General features: G+C 48.9%; 21 protein-coding genes and 1 tRNA gene. 12 read left to right on the forward strand and 10 right to left on the reverse strand.

Annotation, left to right across the window (positions count from 1 at the left end):
* Positions 1-30: 30 nt before the first annotated feature.
* Positions 31-954, forward strand: coding sequence for a hypothetical protein (locus tag JVX88_RS08110; RefSeq protein ID WP_211626833.1), 924 nt, complete (start codon positions 31-33; stop codon positions 952-954).
* A 92-nt stretch (positions 955-1,046) separates the two neighbouring features.
* On the opposite strand, the gene JVX88_RS08115 is transcribed toward JVX88_RS08110, so the two are convergent.
* Entirely contained in the window at positions 1,047-2,891 is a 1,845-nt protein-coding gene (locus JVX88_RS08115; protein ID WP_211626834.1) for a M20/M25/M40 family metallo-hydrolase, read from the reverse strand.
* A 233-nt stretch (positions 2,892-3,124) separates the two neighbouring features.
* Here JVX88_RS08115 and JVX88_RS08120 point away from each other — a divergent pair, with 233 nt between their 5' ends.
* Genes JVX88_RS08120 through JVX88_RS08130 form a run of 3 tightly spaced genes read left to right on the forward strand, consistent with a single transcriptional unit; the run spans position 3,125 to position 5,261 of the window.
* Complete coding sequence (locus JVX88_RS08120) at positions 3,125-4,075, forward strand: UDP-glucuronic acid decarboxylase family protein (protein WP_211626835.1); 951 nt, start codon at positions 3,125-3,127, stop codon at positions 4,073-4,075.
* A gap of 9 nt (positions 4,076-4,084) precedes the next feature.
* A complete protein-coding gene (locus tag JVX88_RS08125; protein WP_211626836.1) occupies positions 4,085-4,978 on the forward strand; it encodes an NAD-dependent epimerase/dehydratase family protein in 894 nt (297 codons plus the stop codon).
* A complete protein-coding gene (locus JVX88_RS08130; RefSeq protein WP_211626837.1) occupies positions 4,956-5,261 on the forward strand; it encodes a hypothetical protein in 306 nt (101 codons plus the stop codon). Before JVX88_RS08125 ends, JVX88_RS08130 begins: the two co-directional genes overlap by 23 nt.
* A gap of 213 nt (positions 5,262-5,474) precedes the next feature.
* On the opposite strand, the gene JVX88_RS42960 is transcribed toward JVX88_RS08130, so the two are convergent.
* From JVX88_RS42960 to JVX88_RS08150, 4 genes are all read right to left on the reverse strand, one after another.
* Positions 5,475-5,927: a hypothetical protein gene (locus JVX88_RS42960; RefSeq protein ID WP_263975477.1), complete on the reverse strand. Its 453-nt coding sequence runs from the start codon at positions 5,925-5,927 to the stop codon at positions 5,475-5,477.
* A 674-nt stretch (positions 5,928-6,601) separates the two neighbouring features.
* On the reverse strand, positions 6,602-6,865 hold the full coding sequence (locus JVX88_RS08140; RefSeq protein WP_211626838.1) for a hypothetical protein: 264 nt from the start codon (positions 6,863-6,865) through the stop codon (positions 6,602-6,604).
* Positions 6,866-6,998: 133 nt separating this feature from the next.
* Complete coding sequence (locus JVX88_RS08145; RefSeq protein ID WP_211626839.1) at positions 6,999-7,790, reverse strand: Arm DNA-binding domain-containing protein; 792 nt, start codon at positions 7,788-7,790, stop codon at positions 6,999-7,001.
* A 167-nt stretch (positions 7,791-7,957) separates the two neighbouring features.
* Positions 7,958-8,030, reverse strand: a tRNA-Met gene (locus JVX88_RS08150).
* A 281-nt stretch (positions 8,031-8,311) separates the two neighbouring features.
* Here JVX88_RS08150 and JVX88_RS08155 point away from each other — a divergent pair.
* Complete coding sequence (locus JVX88_RS08155; protein ID WP_225931359.1) at positions 8,312-9,448, forward strand: IS481 family transposase; 1,137 nt, start codon at positions 8,312-8,314, stop codon at positions 9,446-9,448.
* Positions 9,449-9,458: 10 nt separating this feature from the next.
* On the opposite strand, the gene JVX88_RS08160 is transcribed toward JVX88_RS08155, so the two are convergent.
* Positions 9,459-10,148: an IS256 family transposase gene (locus tag JVX88_RS08160; protein ID WP_211626840.1), complete on the reverse strand. Its 690-nt coding sequence runs from the start codon at positions 10,146-10,148 to the stop codon at positions 9,459-9,461.
* A 194-nt stretch (positions 10,149-10,342) separates the two neighbouring features.
* Complete coding sequence (locus tag JVX88_RS08165) at positions 10,343-11,515, reverse strand: RNA-guided endonuclease InsQ/TnpB family protein (protein ID WP_211626841.1); 1,173 nt, start codon at positions 11,513-11,515, stop codon at positions 10,343-10,345.
* A 120-nt stretch (positions 11,516-11,635) separates the two neighbouring features.
* Here JVX88_RS08165 and JVX88_RS08170 point away from each other — a divergent pair, with 120 nt between their 5' ends.
* Both JVX88_RS08170 and JVX88_RS08175 read left to right on the forward strand, forming a co-directional pair.
* Complete coding sequence (locus tag JVX88_RS08170) at positions 11,636-11,935, forward strand: hypothetical protein (protein ID WP_211626842.1); 300 nt, start codon at positions 11,636-11,638, stop codon at positions 11,933-11,935.
* Positions 11,936-11,940: 5 nt separating this feature from the next.
* Positions 11,941-12,405: a hypothetical protein gene (locus JVX88_RS08175; RefSeq protein WP_211626843.1), complete on the forward strand. Its 465-nt coding sequence runs from the start codon at positions 11,941-11,943 to the stop codon at positions 12,403-12,405.
* 36 nt (positions 12,406-12,441) lie between these two features.
* Here the strand turns inward: JVX88_RS08175 and JVX88_RS08180 are convergent, their stop codons facing one another.
* A complete protein-coding gene (locus JVX88_RS08180) occupies positions 12,442-13,701 on the reverse strand; it encodes an IS110 family transposase (protein WP_225931360.1) in 1,260 nt (419 codons plus the stop codon).
* Here JVX88_RS08180 and JVX88_RS08185 point away from each other — a divergent pair.
* A complete protein-coding gene (locus JVX88_RS08185) occupies positions 13,689-14,021 on the forward strand; it encodes a hypothetical protein (protein ID WP_211626845.1) in 333 nt (110 codons plus the stop codon). The genes JVX88_RS08180 and JVX88_RS08185 overlap by 13 nt on opposite strands.
* 103 nt (positions 14,022-14,124) lie before the next feature.
* Positions 14,125-14,868: a hypothetical protein gene (locus JVX88_RS08190; RefSeq protein ID WP_211626846.1), complete on the forward strand. Its 744-nt coding sequence runs from the start codon at positions 14,125-14,127 to the stop codon at positions 14,866-14,868.
* 225 nt (positions 14,869-15,093) lie between these two features.
* Here the strand turns inward: JVX88_RS08190 and JVX88_RS08195 are convergent, their stop codons facing one another.
* Positions 15,094-16,347 (reverse strand): IS110 family transposase, encoded by a 1,254-nt coding sequence (locus JVX88_RS08195; RefSeq protein WP_211626847.1) that lies wholly within the window; start codon positions 16,345-16,347, stop codon positions 15,094-15,096.
* 410 nt (positions 16,348-16,757) lie between these two features.
* Between JVX88_RS08195 and JVX88_RS08200 the strand changes: the two genes are divergently transcribed.
* Positions 16,758-18,839 carry a hypothetical protein gene (locus tag JVX88_RS08200; RefSeq protein ID WP_211626848.1) on the forward strand — a complete coding sequence of 694 codons (2,082 nt, stop codon included), beginning with the start codon at positions 16,758-16,760 and terminating at the stop codon, positions 18,837-18,839.
* On the opposite strand, the gene JVX88_RS43925 is transcribed toward JVX88_RS08200, so the two are convergent.
* The gene (locus JVX88_RS43925; RefSeq protein ID WP_225931507.1) at positions 18,751-19,014 is read right to left on the reverse strand and encodes an Hsp33 family molecular chaperone HslO; all 264 of its coding nucleotides are present in this window, start codon (positions 19,012-19,014) and stop codon (positions 18,751-18,753) included. The genes JVX88_RS08200 and JVX88_RS43925 overlap by 89 nt on opposite strands.
* Here JVX88_RS43925 and JVX88_RS38120 point away from each other — a divergent pair.
* The gene (locus tag JVX88_RS38120) at positions 18,928-19,107 is read left to right on the forward strand and encodes a hypothetical protein (protein WP_225931876.1); all 180 of its coding nucleotides are present in this window, start codon (positions 18,928-18,930) and stop codon (positions 19,105-19,107) included. The genes JVX88_RS43925 and JVX88_RS38120 overlap by 87 nt on opposite strands.
* A gap of 23 nt (positions 19,108-19,130) precedes the next feature.
* The gene (locus JVX88_RS08210; RefSeq protein ID WP_211626850.1) at positions 19,131-21,632 is read left to right on the forward strand and encodes an adenosylcobalamin-dependent ribonucleoside-diphosphate reductase; all 2,502 of its coding nucleotides are present in this window, start codon (positions 19,131-19,133) and stop codon (positions 21,630-21,632) included.
* Positions 21,633-21,681 lie beyond the last annotated feature (49 nt).

A 21,681-nucleotide genomic window follows, 5' to 3' on the forward strand; every position in this document is an offset into this window, starting at 1 on the left:
TTATCCGCGAACGATCACAGAATTAAGATAATGGAGATATATTCGGCACCAAAGGGGTGGCTTGGGTTTGAGCAAAATGTCCTCGCACGGCTGGAGTTCAAGTCAGTTGCTATCCCGTTCACTTCCGATCCGGCCATCGCGGTAGCGCTAAAACGGCGCGGTGCCCGGGTTTCGACTAACGATATGCTTCAGTCCGCCTACACGCGATCGGTTGCATATGTTCAGAACGGTTCCGAGGTCCTTAGCGAGGAGGACGTCAATGAGATCCTGAATGACGTATATGTTCCTGGACACAAACTTCGCAATCCGGCATTGAAAAACTGGTTCGCGGAGATAGATTGCTGGTGGTTCGACAATATTCGAACAAATCTGGACCGTCTTGGTTCACCGTTCAAATTTGCCCTTGGCGCCGATCTGGTCTTCCAGGTCGGTGAGTATGTGCGGTCATTTGACGAGGAAACGCGCGAGCTTCGGCAGCCGCTTTCATCTGTATTTCGACGGTTGTGGCTGGCTATGCCGTCACCTGTCAACAATGGCCAGAATAATTCCTGCCATAATGTAAACACGGATGATTTTATTGCGGAAGCCACAGGTGACCTAATGTTCTTAAGATTACCTGTCTCTGGGATTGGCGGCGGCGGTTTTACTCCAGATGCGGTCTGGCGTGAAGAATGGCTTCGCGGAGGAAATTCGTTTTGGGCCGATCTGAATGCTCAACGGGCAGGAAAGCTGGGCTCACAGGTCGAGACCAAATCGCAGTATCTGAATATGCTCGCGGAAACGCTAACGAGAGCCGGGCATCTAAAGACCTGGGCGATCGCGCACGTCGAGAACACATTCGTTTCTACACAGGAACTTGTCGAATCGATAGGCAAACTGCGGAAGGTCGAGGCGATCTATTCCAAAGATTTCTCAGAGTTAACGGGAACGAAAGCAGTGATGATAACTGCCTGACCTTGGGATCGGACATTATCACCGCAACCATTTGATAGAAAAAAGACCACCTTTTTGAGGGTGGCCTTTTGGATATTGTGTGCGGGCTATTGTCATTCCGCGTGATCGGAATGATCATGCACCGAACGCGACAATGCAAAGATCGAAGGGAAGCCATCCGGCAACTCATTACGATGAATATCGTGGCCACATATCTGGTAACCGAATCCCAAGTTCCTAAAGGCTGCCTCGTCTGTAAGTGCCAAAAGGTCAAAATTGGGAAGCAGTGAGGCGATACCTGCCATTCCTGGTTCCGGTTTTCGCGGTAGCTTCGTGTCCATCATAGCTGTGTTGTAAGCAAACGCCGCCATAATAACTGCCGAGCGTTTCAGGTCCTCTTCAAGCGTTCGGTCGGCAACATCCTGTGTTGTATGCCAAGTACGGCCAAAGTACTCGATCGGATCCTGAATGAACTGAAATCCGGGCAGTCCGATCCCGTCGAATGCAAGGTGGTCTGTTCCTCCGACCGAATTAACGCTTACGGTCGAGGCCCCGATGTCATTGAAAGGCCCGAACCATTCGCGGAAGATCGGACGCAGATTCTCATTTCCCTGCATATTTATGCCGCGGATCTGGCCGGTTCCGTTATCCAAGTTGTAGTATGCGGAGAATTTATCGTAAGCCGGTTTCTTGATAACCTTTCGCTGCGCCGCGGGAACGCCCGGCGTTGGCGGTTCAAGTTCGCCGAAGTTCTTGGCAACATAACCACGAGAACCAAGAAGTCCCTGCTCTTCACCCGTCCAGAGCCCGACACGGATCGTCCGTCGCGGTTTCACACCCGATGCCGCCAGGATGCGCATCGCCTCCATCGCAACGGTTACGCCCGCCCCGTTATCGGTAGAGCCATTGCCGCTGTGCCATGAATCAAGATGCCCGCCGATCATCACGACCTCGTCGGCAAGGTCGGTTCCGGGTATCTCGGCGATCGTGTTGTATCCTTGTAGATCGTCCTCGTAGAATTCTACCTGCAGATCCACGGTCATCTTAACCGGTGTGCCCGCCCTTAGAAGCCGGTAGATACGGTTATACTGTTCCGTCTCGGCGACAAGCTGTGGGATCGTCGGAGCGGCACCTTTGGAATAAACACGCATTCCGCCAAAACCGCCCGGGCCCGGTTGCGGAGTTGCATTTGGTGCCTGCGGGGCAGGAGTTGCTCCCATCACACGAATGGTTCCGGAATCGGTGCCATTGCTGGGCTCAACAAGGACCGCTGCTCCTTCTTCAAAGTAAAACCGGTACTTCCGCTGTGCAAATTGCTGAGCAGCGGCCGCATTTGCCGGAGGAGCCTGTGCGGGACGGCCTCGATTCTGTTGGAGATTATCTTCAACAGAAGCAGCTTCAAGCCGGGCGAGTTCTTCATTAGAAACCCGTGACGCAATAGGACGAAAACCCGGTTCCACTTCGCGTGCAGGCGTCATCCAAACGATCGCGCCTTTCAGTTTGCCCTTGTATTTTTCGAGCCCGGCTTCGTCTGTTGCATCAACGTAAACTACATCACCAGTGATCGCGCCGTTCGTTGAGGGCGACCAAGCCTTCGGATAAGCACGGAATGCAACAAACTCATCGCCTGCCATCACGCTTGAAGTGTAGCGCTTCAATTCCCAGCCGCGGCCGAATTCGCCCCACGGGTCGATCATCGCATTCTTCATTCCCCACTTTTCAAGCTGCTCTTTGGTCCATTTGTTAGCGAGCCGCTGCTTCGGAGAATTGGTAAGCCGTGCTCCGATTACATCGCTGAGGTATTTCATGGTCGCCATCGCCTGTGAACGATTCATTCCCTCGTCACGGATCTTATCGATGGTTGCCGGATCGAACGAAGATGTTGCGTTTGCTACCGACAGCGCCGGGGCAAACATACTCAAAATTACTGAGAATACAAGTAACTGCTTTTTGAACATAAGATAAGATCTCCTGATGAACATTTTCGGTATTTGATTATTTTCGAGCAAGGTAATGGCGCGTGCAAGACCCACCTATGTAAAGATTTGTAATGAACTGGTCTAACCACACCATATCCAACCCTTCGTGACCGTTAGCGGCTCGAAACATCGGAATTGATTAAAAAATTCGCTTCGGTGATAATACGCATAACCTGCGGAAAGGTTTTCTTCGTGGCCCAGATAAGTTAAACATGCGAATCTTAGTAACCGGCGGTGCCGGATTCATCGGCTCACATCTTTGCGAGCGGCTTTTGAATGAAGGAAACGAGGTTATCTGCCTCGACAATTTCTTTACTGGCAGAAAGGCAAACGTTATTCATTTGATGGATAACAAGAGTTTTGAGCTAGTTCGCCATGACGTTACCGAACCGATATTGCTTGAGGTCGATCAGATCTATAACCTGGCATGCCCTGCGTCCCCGGTCCACTACCAATACAACCCTGTAAAGACAGTCAAGACCAGCGTGATGGGAATGATCAATATGCTTGGCATGGCAAAACGCGTTAAGGCAAGGATACTCCAAGCATCGACAAGCGAGGTGTATGGTGACCCGCTGATCCATCCGCAAACAGAGGATTATTGGGGAAATGTGAATCCCATTGGCCTCCGTTCTTGTTATGACGAGGGCAAGCGCGTCGCCGAAACACTGATGATGGATTACAACCGACAAAACGGGGTGGATACCCGCATAGTTCGTATTTTCAATACTTACGGTGAGCGAATGCTCGAAAATGACGGGCGCGTGGTCTCGAATTTCGTTGTACAGGCCTTGCGGGGCGATGAATTGACCATTTATGGCGATGGTTCGCAGACGCGCTCTTTTTGTTATGTCAGCGATCTTGTTGAAGGAATAATTCGGTTAATGAATGCCGAAGGTCAGGATATCCACCTTCCCGTAAACCTTGGAAACCCCGGCGAATTCACTATGAACGAGCTCGCGAAAGAGGTCGGAAAAGCCACGGCTAAAAACATAAAAATAAAGTACTTGCCGCTTCCCCAAGATGACCCAAAGCAACGGAGACCAAATATTGAACGAGCACGGGATCTGCTCGGATGGGAACCGAAAGTGGGTCTGGCAGAAGGGCTCAAGAGAACTGTTGCCTACTTCAGCGGCGTGCTAGCAAGAACAGCAGCAAAATAATAAATAATTATGAAGATCCTTATCACAGGCGGTGCCGGCTTTGTCGGCAGCCATCTTGCAGACAAACTTATTGAACAAGGACACGAGATCACGGTGCTCGATGATCTTTCGACAGGGCGTTATTCGAATGTCGAACATCTAGAAGGCCACGAACGCTTCCGACTGATCATAGATACGGTTCTTAATCAGGAGTTGATGGAAGAGCTTGTCCGGGAAACCGACCGGGTATTTCATATGGCCAGTGCGGTCGGCGTCCGGCTGATAATGGAACAGCCCGTAAAAACCATCGAAACTATATTTCACGGCACCGACGTTGTTCTAAAGTTCTGTTCGCGATATCGAAAGCGTGTATTGATCCCAAGCACCTCCGAGGTTTACGGGAAAGGTGCGAAGGTTCCCTTCAGCGAGGAAGATGATCTTTTGACCGGTGCGACAGATAAGCATCGCTGGGCATACGCCTGTGCCAAAACGCTCGACGAATTCCTTGCCCTTGCACACTTTAAGGAAACCCGGCTTCCAGTCGTCGTAGTTCGTCTTTTCAATACTGTCGGGCCACGGCAGACCGGCCAATACGGTATGGTCGTTCCGAGGTTTGTACATTCTGCGATCAAGAATGAGCCGCTAACGGTCTTTGGAGACGGAACGCAGTCGCGTTGTTTCGGCCACGTTCATGACGTTGTAGAGGGGCTGGCAAAGATGCTGGAAACACCGCAATGTTTCGGACAAGTGATCAATCTCGGTAACAGCGAAGAAACAACTATATTGGGCCTTGCGGAAAAAGCGATCGAGTTGACGGGCAGCCGAAGCGAGATCCGGTATATTAGTTACGATGAAGCTTACGGAGATGGATTTGAGGATATGCGCCGACGCGTTCCAAGCCTTGAAAAGGCAGGACGCGCTTGAAAACCCAGACGGCATGCAGTTTGCCCCCGATGGCTCTCTAATCCTGACCGAAGGGGCAATGACCAGCGGCAAGGGTCAGCTTCTACGCATCAATATCTTTGCGCCTGGAACGAATCCCAAACCAATCGAGACATTGGCCTCTGATCTCCAATCACCCGTCAATCTGACGCTAGTTGGGACAGAAATTTGGGTGACAGAATCCCAGATTCGTCATCGTCTCATCCCCGGAGAAGAAGGTAACATTCCCGATCGCTTTTTCATTCGTCGATTTGGACTAGGCTAACCGTCTCTACAGAATCCATTCAAGATCAAGAATCTATCTAAGATACAGACGTGCAGATTCGTAGAAAAGCATCATAATCCTTCTCACGGAAAGCTCGATACAACTCCTGAATAATTTCAAGGTTGGTCATACGCTGCCCTCAAAAACTTTGACCATTTGGTGCAGAAACTGGCTGAACTCTTGAATGAAGGGGCAGGCGTTATCTTAAACGCATCAGCCGTCCATGAGAAGGGGGCAGCAATGGGAAGCGTGTACTTTGCCACAAAAGCAGCGGTGCGATCGTTGGCGCGAGAGCAGTGATGTCATGTAAGCTTCAATAGCGCGTTGGTGTGCCTGTGGATCATGAATGTTTTGCAGCCAATCGAGCATCAGAGGCAGATTGTAAAGGACAACTTTGGAGTTAATGCGAATCCAGTGAATGTCTTCACACAATAATCCTGAAAGGCGATACTTCTTGAGGGTATCGCCAGAGAGACCCGTCAATTTTGAAATCTCTCGCTTCTTGACAAAGCGAAATGGCTCATGGTTATGCAGGGATATGCCTGCCGAGCTGTTAGATGGACTCATAGAGCCTCCATGAAGTTGCTCGATTTTCGTCAGTCGAGAGGCAGCAAAAGCATGATGTAATTTCAATTCGCGTTGCCAGCCATTACTAGCAGAACTCATCTGCCTCTATTTGTAGCGGTGTACTGATGGGATGCAACCTGTTTAATTTCCAGCATCAGATCAATGCTCATTACTCTTTCGATGCAAGAATATTCATGGCAAAAGCAAGATCTTGCTTCTTGAAAAGATTGATGGATTTTGGTTAGTATTCAGTTGATATGGTTATATTAGGATGGTAGCAAGCCATCAAAGTACGGTCAACTCATTAAAGGTTAAGTTTCTACAATTAGGATTCCGTATAGTCTTGAGAAAAGCTTTGGCATCAAGCTATCTCGCCTGTTTTGAGGTGGGTAATCAGATTGATCAAACCTCAATTAAGTATAGTTCAATTTCTAACCAATAATATCCATTAATGATGGCTTTGGGGTATTAGATGATGTAAACCTGGCAACTCGAATGCACTAGAGCGATTAAAATTCAAGCGGTGATTGAAACTTCTTGTTGTTACAGATGAAGCAAAGCACGAATGCGTAGTTTACCTGGTATTAAGTGCTGAGAGGTGGCAGTCTATTGATGCTTCGCCATTTTTAGGAATCACACGTTGGGTTTAGTCCATCACCTCAAACCTGTTGGACAAATATTCAATAGCCTTAGGAACAGAAGCCAAGGGAGCAAAGAGTAGGGAATACAGGAAGAGGGAAAGCACCCTGATCCTACAAAGTAACTGATGTTGGCTAGACCTCTGGCACTGACAAATCCCGAATATTCCCTGCATAGTGCTTGTAGATAATCTCTGGGCTATTGCCCACCCACCTTGCTACATCTTTGGCATCCACACCGGCATCCAGCATTAATGTGATGAAGGTGTGACGAGCATTGTACTGAGGTAAGTACTGCTGCACCTTTCCAGCTTCTACCAATGCGTTCACTACGGGCTGCCAAACCCGGTTGAGAAAATTGTGAGTATCCAGCACTCCACCTTTAGGGGCAGGAAACACCAAACTATCCCGCGAAATAATCTCTGGCTTTCTTGAAATCTAGAAAGCTTGAAGGCTCTGGTTACAAGGAAATGTCCGAATCTTGTGGGTCTTCGTTTCTCCCTGAATTCGGGTGTCACTAGGAATCGACTCTTCAAATCGGATGCGCTCGCAATCTCCCTGAATGTGTTTTCCACTTGAGGGCAGCCGCTTCTTCCGGTCTACAGCCCGTCATGAACAAAAATTTGACGTAGGGTAAATAGTACGAGTGACAGGTCGGTGCGTATTTTGGCGAGTAGGTATTTTGCTCAAACGCTGCGAGAATGGCATCTCGTTCCTCAACTCGAAAAGGAGTGCGATCGGTCTCTCGTTTGCTGCGCTTAATGTCTCGTTGCATCCCAGCAAAAGGATTTTGGGCGATGAGACCTGACTTCACTGCCCAACTACAGCAAGCATTGAGCTGCACCAACGTTCGTCGCACGACCTCACTGCTATATTGCTTGAGTAACCAATCCCTCACACCGACTGCATTGTCAACAGAGTAAGGGACTTGCTTGAGTTGTTTAGCGACCTTGCCATAATCTCGCACTAACGTGCTGGCAGAAATTTGGGTGGATCGGTATTGAGTATACTGTTCCCATAGTTCAGCCAACGTTGGGACAGGAGCGATCGGAGTAACGGTTGGCGTAGGTACAGTGAGCGACGATCGTACTCTATATTTCTCTAGGGTCGGGTCAAATCGCTCGTAAATCATGTCTGCCTCAATCAGCTTAGCTTTCGCTTCTGCGACTTTCCAATTTGCAGGGGAATCCCACAACCCTAGAGATAAATATTTTCGCTTGCCTGCATAGGTAAACACCAGTTGCAGGCGTTCATTAGAGATCTTGATCTGGACGGAACCACTTGGAGCTTTACTCTGAGAGGGTTTTGAGCTTTGAGAGTACATGGCAATTCTCCGTGTGAGGATGAACGATACATCTGTACTTATAGCCCACTTTCCACCAAATTTTTACCCCAATCCTACCCCAATGTTTGCCCTAAATCGCTCCAAAAATACCCAATAAAAAAGCTACAAGCCCCTGCTTGAGAGGCTTGTAAGTCTTGAAATTTCGATGGCTCAGGCGGGATTTGAACCTGCGACCTTGGGCTTATGAGTCCCCTGCTCTAACCACTGAGCTACTGAGCCTTGTATCTTTTACTTCAAACTACTAATTTCGAACCACTAATCTCAAGCTGCTTAATCTCGGATTATGCTATCGGCGAGCATCAACCAGATTTAAGGGCGTGCAAAATTTCCAGCTTTATCAAAATAGCACAAAATGAGAGTTGTTGACCAGGCTTGGCAAATGGATTTCTCGAATTGAAGCTTGCAGTTGACTCAAGGTAGAGGCTGAAACGAATAAACTGTAATAGACAAGACTTAATCTGACACTTCTAGTAAACTTAGCATAGAACAGAGGTGTCACAATGAACACACAAGACAAAATTATCCAAAACAAACTGGGTGTGCTTAATCTCGCCAAGATGCTGGGCAATGTCTCTCAAGCTTGCAAAGTGATGGGCGTCTCTAGAGACAGCTTCTATCGCTTCAAACAACTCTATGACACGGGCGGTGAAACCGCACTCCAAGAAATCAGCCGCAAGAAGCCCTGTCTGAAGAACCGAGTTGAGGCACCCATCGAACAAGCGGTGGTGGACTTTGCCATTGAGCAACCCGCTTATGGGCAAGTGCGCGTCTCGAACGCGTTGAAGAAGCAAGGCATTCTGGTTTCGCCGGGGGGAGTGCGCTCCATCTGGCTACGTCATGACCTCGAAACGTTTCAAAAACGACTCAAAGCGCTAGAAGCTAAGTCAGCCCAGGACAATTTGATTCTCACAGAAGCCCAACTCAAAGCCCTGGAGAAGGCAAAACAGGAGAAGGAAGCCCACGGTGAAATCGAGACAGAACACCCTGGCTATCTTGGTTCCCAAGACACCTTCTCTGTGGGCACGCTCAAAGGAGTGGGACGCATCTACCAGCAAACCTTCATTGATACCTACTCACGAGTGGCGATAGTCAAACTCTACGAGAGCAAAACGGCACTGACTGCGGCAGACCTGCTCAACGACCGAGTGCTGCCCTTCTTTGAGTCGCAGGATGTGCCCCTGCTGAGAATTTTGACTGACCGAGGCTCTGAGTATTGTGGCAATGTGGAACACCACGAATATCAGTTGTACTTAGCCATTGAGGACATTGACCACACCCGCACCAAGGCAAAGTCACCCCAAACCAATGGCATTTGTGAGCGGTTTCACCGCACGATCTTAGAGGAGTTCTATCAGATTGCGTTTCGCAAAAAGATCTACACAAGCGTCGAGCAGTTGCAGCAAGATGTCGATGATTGGCTAGATTCATACAACTGTACCCGTCCTCATTCAGGGCGCTACTGCTATGGCAAGACGCCGATGCAGACATTCCTTGATAGCAAGCAGATTGTGCAGCAGAAGATGATAGAGCGGCAATATGAGGATAAGATAGAGGATGAAGCAAAGAACAAGAGAGAGTACGGAGAGAAAAAGGCAGTAAGTGAGACACATCTGACACCCTTTGTCAGTGTCCGCTAACTCCCCTCTGTCAGATTAAGTTTGATCTATTACACTTTAAGTCCGTCAGTCCCTGCATCCAGAATTTGGCTCCCTCGCTTTGGGTGATCCACATCCCCAGCAATTCCTTCTCACCCTTGAGATTGACTGCCAACACTAAGTGAATTGCTTTGTTGATCACCCGTCCATTCTCTCTGACCTTGACGACTATCGCATCCAGCCACATCAGGGGATACACCGCTGCTAGGGAGCGAGCCTGCCAGGTCTTAACCGCATCAATCACCGCATCAGTCACTTCGCTAATTAGCGTGGCTGAGACTTCTACGCCATACATGTCTTTGAGCTGGGCTTGGATGTCACGGGTGGTCATACCACGCCCGTACAGGGAGAGAATCTTGCCATCAAAGCCATCAAAGCGCGTCTGTCCCTTTTTAATGATGACTGGCTCGAATTCGCCGTTGCGGCCGCGGGGCATCTCAAGCGTGGCTTGTCCAAACTCACCTTTGATTGTCTTCTGAGAATGTCCGTTACGACGGTCGCCTCTAGCTTTTTTCTCTGTCTTGTATTTTGGGTCGTCCAGATGAACATCCATCTCTGTTTCCAGGCAGCGTTCTACCAGCGCTTTAGTAAGCTGTTTGAGCAGTCCGCCTTCGCCAACTAGGTCTTCAGGTTTAGCGTAGTCTTTGAGCAGTTCATCAAGCAATTCGGGTCGAATAGTCATTCGGGTGTCCTCGTTAGGATAATCAACATTACTGGTCTTTTCAGACTGTTTTACCCTTTGACACAAAATATTTTACAGACTCACTTAGGAGGGTGTTTGAGTACGTCGAGTTTTGGGCGTATAGTAGCCGATAAGATTACTGAATTGACATCCTCCCTACACCGCCTACGGCTGAGTGTAGGGATTCCTAAGACTCACGACTTAGGTTTCTGCTTCATAGCACCAGCCTTTCGAGATTTACTCTCTTCGGGTCTTACGGTCGCTCCACAGACTAACACTGCCTGTCCAGCAGCTAAGTGATTCTTCGCAGCATTCACATCCCGGTCATGGTGAGCATTGCACTTAGGACAATCCCACTCGCGAATATTCAACGGCAGCGAATCTACTTTATGCCCACACTTCGAGCACGTTTTAGAACCAGGGAACCAGCGGTCAAGCTGAACAAAGGTGCGCCCATACCATCTGGATTTATAGTCCAGTTGACGAGTCAGCTCACCCCATCCAGCATCAGAAATCGACTTAGCCAACTTTCGATTCTTGACCATGTTTTTCACTGCCAACGACTCAGCGACGATGGTTTGGTTTTCTCTCACCAATCGCGTTGTCAACTTGTGCAGGAAATCTTGACGGCTATCTCGAATCTGGGCATGGACACGGGCAACTTTGCGCCGCGCTTTATCCTGGTTGCGAGAGCCTTTTTGTTTACGGCTCAGGGATTTTTGAGCCTTCTTCAGCTTTCGATAGAGGTTGGCAAAGTGCTTAGGATTGGCAACCTTTTCAGCGTCGCTGGTCGTAACCAAGCGGGTGATACCGGCATCTACCCCAATTGCTTTGTCAACCTTGGGCAGCGGCTGAATGGTCAGGTCATCGACCCGCAAAGAAATAGTCCATCTACCCGACGGTTCAAGCTTCACGGTGATAGTGGATGGCTCAGCCCCTTTGGGAAGCTGCCTGCTCCAACGAATTGGCAAAGCTTCAGAGCATTTAGCCAGAAACACTTGCCCATCCTTGAATTTGAAAGCCGACTTGGTGAACTCAGCAGAGCCACCATTCCGCTTCTTCTTGAAGTTGGGGTATTGTGCTCTACCAGCCCAGAAGTTGCTGAATGCGGTTTGCAAGTGTCTCAATCCTTGCTGGAGTGGAACACAGCTAACTTGATTGAGGAACTTCAAGCTTTCATCCCGCTTCCACTGGGTCAGCATGGCCGAGGACTGGTTGTACCCAATCCGCTCTTGATGCCGATACCAAGCTTCCGTCCGAGCTGCAAGGGCACGGTTATAGACCAGCCGCACACAGCCAAGCGTTCTCCGCAGCAAGGCTTCTTGCTCTGGAGTTGGATAGATTCGGTACTTGAACGCTCTTTCCATGCCTCACATCATAGCGTTTATTTTGTGAGATGGCACGGATTAATTGGGGAACGCAGTTCCCCGCTCCTATCCCTCCCTACTCCGCTTGCGCTCTCGAGTAGGGTCTCTCGGAGGTCAACGATGAGTAGTGAGCAGCAGTTTAGACGCTATATCGACACCATTCGGCAGCAGATTGCTTCAGAGAGCAAACTAGCAAACTCCTGGGAGGAACTAGCAGCAGCACTGGAAGGCTTAGAGCACTGGATGAAGTTGGTAAGGAAAGGAGAGATGAAAGTCTGGGAGAAACTAGCAGCAGCACTGGAAGGCTTAGAGCTGACCTACGAGGAGATGCAGACCCAGCTAGAAGCCGCCGAGGCAATCGAGGAACGCCTTGTTGAGCAGAATCAGCAGAACAGGAGGAATTTGTTCAAAAAATATTAGAACGCTTGGAATACGTTGAGCGAAATTTAGATTGGTATAAAACCGAAGAAGGAGATCGTTTTGCAAGGAAAGTTATCGCTACAGCGTTGAATGCTGAATATGTTGATAAACTTGACTTCATTGCTAATATATTTGTTAACGGCGCGACGTTGGAGAATGGTGAAGCTGAACGCTTCAAATATGTTGAAATGATTCGCTTGTTGTCTCGACCAGCTTTGCAAGTTTTAGTGAAAATAGTACAAATTCTTCCAGAGCATAAAGGTATCTCAGTTCGTAATCTCGCAGCGGAAATAGGTTGGGAGCCTGCACTCGTAGATGCCTGTATACTAGAGTTACATGCAGTTGGGGCAATTTCTCAGAAATGGTTTGGGGATGCTGAAAATCCAGAACGCCGCACCTTAAATAACACACCAGTCATAACAGAATTTACAAAGAGTTTTGCAAAGGTCGTGTCATTGCCAGCAGGCTAACATAAGCCCTGAGGTTGACAGAGGTCAAGAAACTGTCTAGAGCGCTAGTTGTGCAACCAATGGCGACCCCTTCTTCTTGAGCGCCAGCAAGTATTTTGCCTCGTCATAAGGCTTCCTATCCTGCCAGCAACGCCAGATAATGCGTATCCACTTGAACGCCAATGCCCGAATCGCCTCTTGGTGGGTCTTGCCCTTGCGCTTTTGAGCTTCATAGAACGCCTTTGCCCAAAACGAATGCTGCCTTGACTGCTCTGCCCACTCCACAAAGCTCTGCCTCAAAAACTTAGGACATGACCATCGCCAGTGGACCCAGTCTTTTTTGCCGCTACGCTCGGTTACTGGAGCAATGCCTGCATATTGCAACAGCTCTTGAGCACTGCTGAAACGAGAACGCTCCTCTCCAAATGCTAACAGTAACCGAGGGGCAAGATGCTCTCCTGCTCCTGGTAATGCAGCGAACAAATCAGCCTCTGGCATTTGGGCAAACAATTGCTCAATCCTTTCGTTGAACTGTTCAATGCTCAGTAACAATGTTCGTAACTGAAATGCTAATGCTTTGACAATCATTTTCGATGGTTCAATTACACCAACATCGTTTGTCAGTGGTGTCGCTGCTTTGATCTGTTCAATTCGCTTGGCATTCGTTTTCTTGTATCGACAGTGATGCGCTAGAAAAAACTGATTCAGTTGGTCTGACGCTTCCTGCTGAGCGGCTTCCAGGGTTGGATATTGCGTGAGAAAATCGCAAAACACCAGGGTGTTCTTGTCTGTGAACCAGTCGAGCGCTTGAGGATAGTAGCCCTTGAGTATGTCGGTGATGCGGTTGGTTAAACGCACTCCATCATCAACAAACTTGCGCCGCCACTCTACGAGTTTTTGGAGTTCTCGAATTTGCGAACTACCGGGTTGCCAGGCTGTGAGTTTGTCTCGGTGCTTGAGCAGCAACTCTAGTAGAATGCAGGCATCCGTTGGGTCATCTTTCGCGCGAGAGGGTGTGAAAGCACGACGGTACTTTGCCACAGTTTGCGGATTGACCGGATACAAAACAATGAAGTCGTATTGGCAGAGGGCATAGATCAAAGCCCCTTGTTTCTGCTCTGTACAAAGTGCTACTGGTTGACCCTCAAATCGGTCTCTGAGTTGGGCAACCCAAGCATGGATCGCTTCTGGAGTGTGAGGGAGCACACTCAGCTCGACGACATCACTGTTGGATGGTTGCAATGCGACATCGTGTTTCTTGCTGGCCCAGTCTAGTCCAATGCAGGCCGCAAAGGTATCCGTTGATGAAGCAGGCATCGGCATTCTCCTGGTGCTATGGCACAATGGGGAGGAAGTTGAAGCTTGAAGTCGAGCGAAGCCATTATGGAGGACATGAGCGGTCGTTCCCTAAGTATTCGTCGATTGACTTCAATCGGTTAGGGTGGGTGCGGCATTATGTTATGAGGCATCTGAGTGCCATCGGTTGGAGAGTCGTCACCCACTTCTCTATCATCACTGTTTCTGAGTCCATTACTCATCCAACAGTGCTGTCACCCCATAATTCGCTTGGAGCGGACTGTCGAGAGATCTTGGTATTGAGTTCAAGGTTATTCGCAGCCGCTCAAGCGAACCGTTAGACCGCCTGAGTTATCTGATAGAACGTAGTAAGATGTTATCGGTAAGACGCAATTTTCAAGTGTCTACATTCCATTTCTGAGCCTGTACAAGAAGGATGAAGTTATGTCGAGTTGGGCAGGATGGAAAAGGTGGTTTACCCCAAGTCGTTTAGTTCCGTTACTAACCATTGCAGGTGCAGGAACAGCAATTGTTCTCTCACTCATCAAGGTTGTACAACTTAGCACCGCAGAAGAAATCATTATTGCATTGCTTGCTCTGGTTTCTGTTGATGCTTTGAATGAGCGACTTAGCCTTCTTGAGAAGATTGAGGCTAGATTAGGTAGTCTTTCAACAGAGCAAGTTCTCAAGGGTAGACACAGCCTTAAAAGCCCTGTGGAAGAAGCGAAATATGCTTCGGAAATCTGTATTTGTGTAATTCACGGAACTTCAATTATTTTTCCTTACTTCGGATTCTATGAAAGTAAGATTAAAGATGGTTGTCATATTAGGATTATTCTTCTCAACCCCGATAGTCCATCTATCGAAGTACTAAATCTACTGAACAGACATTCACAGACGAAACAGCATATTTTATCTGCACTAGAAGGTGTAAAAGGATTATTAGCAGTAAATGCAAGGGGAAAATGTGAAATCAGACTTACCAATACATTTATCCCATTCAGCATGTTTGCTATTGACATTAAAAAAGAATCCGGTTCAATGAATGTTGAATACAATGCTTATAAAGTCTCGATTGATGATAAACCTCATGTTTTATTGACGGCATCAAACTGTCCCTATTGGTTTAACTATTATAGGCAACAGTTTGAGCAGATTTGGTCGGACGCAGTTACTTGGACACCATAAGGGTTGCTGCGTCGGTCTAACATAGCCTCTGAGGAAGACGGAAGCAAGTAGTTGTCTGAAACTTCCTCAATAGATATCCCTGGTTCTTGAATTTTGAACGAACAATTCCAGCTTGATTCTGAATACTTTATCGTATTTTTCAGAATCAACTTTTTGTGATTATTTTCATGTATTTTCTATTTCATCAATCTCCTCTTCATTAGCAACAGACAAACATTCATCAACTCATGTCTTGAGGTGTTCTACAATGGGAGAACCCTCGCGCTGTAATGCCGCAATGTACTTCGCTTCATCATACGCCTCTCGGTTCTTCCAACAGCGAAACAAAATGCGTATCCACTTGAACGCTAATGCCCGCATCGCAGCAGGATGAGAATTGCCCTTGGCTCGCTGCATTCGATAATACGTCCGTGCCCAAGCACAATGATGCCGACTCTGGTTTGCCCACTCTACGAATGTCTGTCGCAAAAAGATGGGGCATGACCACCGCCAATGTACCCAATTCTTCTTGCCACTACTCTCCCTAACGGGTGCAATCCCACAATAGCTCTGCATTGCTTGAGCACTCCCGAAACGATTGCGGTCTTGCCCAAATGCTACTCGTAACCTCGGTGCTAGATGAGGTCCTGCTCCTGGTAAAGCTGAAAATAACGCTGCATCCGCTAGCGAGCTAAACAACGCTTCAATTTTTGCTTCTAGCTCCAGCAGCCTCACCAACAACAGTTTGAGTTGTCCTATCAATGTTGCTACCAACCATTGCATCGGTTCGACAATGGCTGGGTCTTCTGTCAACGCTATGCCTGCTGTGGCAATCTGCTTCAGCCTACGTGTGATGGCACTGCGACGGGCAGCATGATGAGTACGGAAAAACTGGGTCAAATCCTCGGCTGTCGCTGCTTGAGCGGCTTGCAGAGTAGGATAGCACTCAACAAAGTTGCAAAACACTCGCGTGTCTTTGTCCTCGAACCAATCAAGCACTTGTGGATAGTAGTTCTTTAGGGCTGCCGTAATTCGATTCGTTAAGCGTACCTTTTCACCCACCAGCATCCGACGTGATTCAACCCACTGCCGCAAGGCTCGCAGCTCGGCACTCTCTGGCTTCCAAACAGGCAACTTATCGCCATGTTTGAGCAGGAGTTCGACCAGGATACGGGCATCTACCCGGTCAGACTTGGCACGAGAAGGTTGAAAGGCTTTGCGATAGTTGGCAACGGTGCGGGGGGTGATTGGGTAGAGGACTAAATTCTCGGATTGGCAGAGGGCATAGATGAGTGGACCCCGTTTCTGTTCTGTGCAAACGGCAACTATGGCATTGCCATAGCGTTGCTGCAAGCGCGTTACCCAGTTTTGGATATCCTGAGGCTGAGCCCCAATGCAATAGTTCTCAGTTTGACCAGTCGCAGGGTCATAAAGGTGGATATCGTGCTTGCGATCTGCCCAGTCAATGCCAATATAGGCAACGTACTGTTTTTTGCTCATGATGTTATGCTCAGATTGTCATCAGTCCAACTGACTGGGATGCTTCTGCTCAAAGCGAAAGGATTATGGGAAGTGTGGCTGCACTGACCTCTAGAGGATTCGTTAACGAGAGAAGCGCAGGGTGGGGCGAGTCGATATGTTAGTGGACATCAAGTGTCGCGCGCTGCATGGTCGTCTCCCACCCTGCTTCCCAGTTCTGAAGTTGAGTCTATCGCCTTTGCTTCAGTCCTGTCCCCCCATAAAGTCGCTGCAGCGGACGGTATCAAGATCTTGGTTGGGATGCAAAGGAAACTAGCTGCCGCTCAAGCGAGCCGTTAGCTGGCTCCGCACACAACCCTTGCACTCGTCTTTTAAGGTTATCGGTGAGTCCAGTTCCTACATAAAAACGTGCAAGTAAGGAGGGCAACAAGGTGGCTGACATTCGTATTGACACCAGCAGTCTGACCTACAAAAACTTCTTGATTTTAGGTCAGACTGCTACGCCTGTTGACGGATCTACTGGTGCTGTATTAACTCTTTTGCCTGGAACATACACTTTTCAGCAACCTGACATTGATGCTGATTTTTTGTTCGATATCACTTCAGAAGGGCTTGTAAATTACACTCTAGCACATGATAGTTTTCTGAGTGGTCGGGGAACCAGCACCTTGGTTGTTCGGGGTTTATCGATTACCCTCGATGCTACATTACTCTCTCACAATCTCTTGCCAACAGTAAGGGAGTCTAGCTCCTTGCTTCGGGATCGTACCCATGAGATGCATCTTCTCCCAGCCTCCAGATATGGATTCTATGTAGAAAGAGGAATTCTGGCGGATTTTCTATTTGGCGTGGATACAAACGGTCAGGTTATCGTTGACTCACGTTTTGCCGGTTTTGCTCAAGCCGATGGTCGAACTTTGAGAATTTTGGGGTATCGCTTAACACTCGATGGAAGGGAACTCTCACACGACCTTAAACCAGTCGTCGTTGAATCCTTTTTGCCGCGAGACCGTACTCATGAACTAACTCTCATACCTGCCTTTGGGTATACCTTCCAACCCGCAGCAGGGATTGTGGCGGATTTCTTCTTCGATGTGGATCTTAGTGGTCAGATAGTGATTGATCCACGTTATGGAGGTTTTGCTACAGCGAATGGGCGATCGCTGACCATTAGTGGGTATCAGATTACAATCGATGGACAGCAGTTGTCGCATGACCTCGCGGTGTCTATATCGGCTGCTAACCAGAATGCCCTGTCGCGAGACCGCACCCATGAGTTAATGCTAATACCAGCAGTTGGATATAGCTTTGTATCAGCACCGGGAATTGCGGCAGATTTCCAGTTTGCCCTGAGTGTGGATGGGCAAGTGGTTGTTGATTCACGCTATGGGGGCTTTGCTACAGCGAGTGGGCGAATGTTGACCATTAGTGGGTATAAGGTCATGATTGATGGACGAGAGTTGCTGCATGATCTGAGTCCATCTCTGTTGGGCAACCAGAATGTTCTGTCGCAAGATCGAGTCCATGAGTTAACTCTAATACCAGCATCAGCCTCAGCCTATGTGCTTACAGCATTTGGGAATCCGGAAATTCAGTTCCGAATAACCTTAGATACAAATGGAGGGGTAAGCATACTAGACGTACCAGGCGGGCTGATTCTCACACGTCCTGTGCCGCCACCCGCCACTCTTAGAGCATTCTACGCTGGATTTTTCCTACCAAATCGCGGTTCGCTGAGGGAGTTCTGTAAGCCTACGCAGGAGATTTTTGTTCGGCAGGCGATTCATGATCACCGTAAATTATTCTTCAACAATTTCTCACCCTTACGCGATATCGATAATCTGTTTAGTGGAGGCACTTCTGAGGAGGATGAGGATAAAGCTCTCAACCTTTTGCTTGGTTGTAGTCGCGCAGATGATCTCATCGACCTCGTTAACAAGCTGACCTGGGATCGGCTTGATGACGAACTGGATGAAAGCGATCTGACTCAGATCATGGATCGATTGAAGGTTCTCCTTGATCGACGAGATTACTTGATTGGCTTCTTGCTGCGCTGGTTTTTCCTCGTTGAGAACGAACGCTTGCCAAATATGGATTCCGATGTTCTAAGATCTTTCGCATCCAGCCGGACCTTAGAGGTGCGACACTCCATCGCAGATCAGAGTCTGAACCAGCGTGATGCTATTCTCGGTGGCATTGACATCATGGGTGGTATTGGTCACATGGCTCTACGGCAACTACCTACCTACGCTCTTGAGTTTAGACTGATCTTAAACACTGTGGCAGGACCCGAACTGTACCGCGTGGCTGAACTTCAACGCTTGTCTTGGGATGTGTTCTACACAGATCTGATCTGCACCCAACTGGCACGCGGAGAATATCGCTTGTTACAGGAGAGGCTTAAAGATCTATTTACAACTAACATCAACAACCCACAGTTCCAGTTTCCTGTGCAAAATATTGCACTTTACAACGTGCTACGACGATGGGATCGCTACTTCGTTGCAAGGTGAGCCGATCGAAATCTTTCTGGGTCGCTCCTAAAAGCAGTGCTCCGGTCAGCGTTCTGCCGAGAGCCGCAGAAACGGTTGGAGACGTTTCATGGCGGCGTACGGATTCAGCGGTAGTATTGGTGGTCGTCGCAGCCAAAACGCGTATCGTGCCGTCAGCGGCGATCCCGTGGATCAAGTGGTCCATATATTAAAAGTGTCGGCGTTCTGGGCAAACAAAGTCAATCGGACCGCGGCAAAGGTTGTTGTTTCAAGGACGGCACGAGGGTGATAGAATAGAATTTGAGGTAAAGAATGAGCACGCCTGCTAAGACCATTACAAAAGAGATAGACGCTAAAATTTCCGGGTCTGAAAACCGTAAGCAACTGCACGGAGTACATCTGCTGGGCATAAATGCCGAGCGCGTTGTTGCGATGCGGTACTCACGAAAGGATGAAAAAGGCCAGCCCGTGGAAGATTGGGAAGACATCGTAAAGCGCGTGGTCGGCCACGTTGCGACCGCAGAATCAGATCCCGCAAAAGCAAAAGCTTTCTACGATGAGATTTTTCCTGTAATGCTTGGCCGAGAGTTTATCCCGAATACGCCATGCCTGGTGAATGCGGGCAAGCCGAAAGGTCAATTGGCAGCATGTTTTGTTCTTTCGGTCCCGGATTCGATTGACGGGATAATGGAACACGCCCGGAACGTTGCGATCATTCATCAAACCGGCGGCGGCACAGGAATGACATACGAATTCCTGCGTCCCGCGGGCGCAATGGTAAATTCAACCCGCGGCGTAGCGAGCGGCCCCGTAAGCTTTATGAACATCGTCAACCAGACGACCGAGGTTGTAAAGCAGGGCGGTGTGAGACGAGGGGCGAACATGGGCGTTCTATCAGTATCTCACCCGGACATATTGCGTTTCATTCATTCAAAGAACGACCAAACAAGCCTGACCAATTTCAATATCTCTGTAACAGTTACTGACCGATTCATGGACGCGGTCGACAACGGAAGATGGTTTCAGACCGAATTTGACGGAGAGCCCTGGCAATCTCCTGTTTTTGATCCTGTAACAGATTCAGATTATCGCATTTATCGCCGCAGCGACGGAAGCACCATAACATTTGAGGACCGGGCTGCGTTTGAGAATATCGGCCTTGCGGACTGCACTGTCGAGGAACCGCCGATACCGGGAATGGTCTATGCTCCAGATATCTGGAACCGCATAATCGCATCGGCACATAAATACGCTGAACCAGGCATCGTGTTCATTGACGAGGTCAACCGTCATAACCATATGATGGCAACGATGGGACCGATCTTTTCCTGCAATCCCTGCGGCGAACAGTTTCTGCACGCGAACAATTCCTGCAATCTTGGTTCGATAGATGTCGCTAAATTCGTTACTTCCGACAGAGAGATCGAATGGGAGCGGCTTGCCAAGACTGTCAGAATATCGACGCGTTTTCTCGACAATGTGATCGATGCTTGCTATTTCCCGTTGCCGGAGATCGAGGACGTAGTAAAAAGAACTCGCCCGGTCGGACTTGGAATAATGGGCTTTGCAGACCTATGTCTGAAACTTGAGATAACATACGGTAGCGACGATTCATTGAAACTGATCGAGCGCCTGCTCGGCTTCATTCGCCGTGAAGCATGGCATGCCTCTCTCGAACTCGGTGCCGAGAAAGGCGTGTTCCCGGAGCTTGAAGGAAATCGGGTGGCTTATGAAGAATTTCTATTTGACGAGATCGGGATAGAACGGAGCGTTCCGATCACCCCGAGAAATTATGAAGTAACGACGATCGCCCCGACCGGCACGATATCGCTGGTCGCAGAGACATCTTCCGGCATCGAGCCGAACTTCTCTTGGGCTTATATCCGACAAGACACGCTTGGCACGCGCACATACGTTCATACGCTGGCAGCGAATGCTCTCGGGATCGATGTCGATCAAACCAATGCAGAATCTATAAAGGAAGCCGCCGAATTCGTGGTTGCTCATCAGGATAAGCTCCCGCCATATTTTGTTTCGGCGATGGAGATCTCTTCCATCCAGCACGTAAAAGTACTAGCCGCTGCTCAGAAGCACGTTGACAATTCGATCTCTAAGACGTGCAACGGAGCTCGTGAAGACACCGTCAAGTCGGTTGATGAGCTCTATCATCTGGCACGGGAGCTCGGCTGCAAGGCAGTCAGCTATTATCGAGACGGAAGCCGCGAGGGACAGGTGCTGACAACGATGCCGTCCGGAAATAAGGCCGGTGAGCAGACATCAACCGGATACGATGGGAGGGGATCACAAAATGCTAACTCATCACGATCAATCGGCTCGGGTTCTCAAAGGGTCGAGCGGCCACGCGAGCTTCAGGGGTCAACGTGGCGAATACCTTTCGACAATCAGTACCTCTATGTAACGGTAAATCACGACGGAAATCGAATTCTTGAGGTCTTCGTCGCCGGGCCGATAAGTGCGGGCGTCGGGCTTCTCGCTTCAAAGATGCTTCGCGGCGGCTTTGAGGTAAAAGAGGTTGCTCGAAGCCTGAATAAAGTATCCGGCACGCACGCAGTATGGTTCAATGAACGGTTACTGACCTCGCCCGAACAGGCAGTAGCCGAATGCCTCCTGCTTGTCGATCGGCGACTAAATGATCTGCCTTCATCCGGGCGACAGAACGGAACGTCAGCGACGGGAGGAATAAAGAATATTATGTCAGAACTGATAGGTGAGTGTCCGGAATGTCGCGGACAGCTTGAGCATGCTTCTGGCTGCGATTCTTGTCGGGACTGCGGCTATTCAAAATGTAAATAGGCCGCTCGGTAAAGATCGGCAAACCGAAGAGTAAGAGACCGCCCGAAGA

It is taken from the genome of Leptolyngbya sp. 7M (assembly GCF_018128485.1).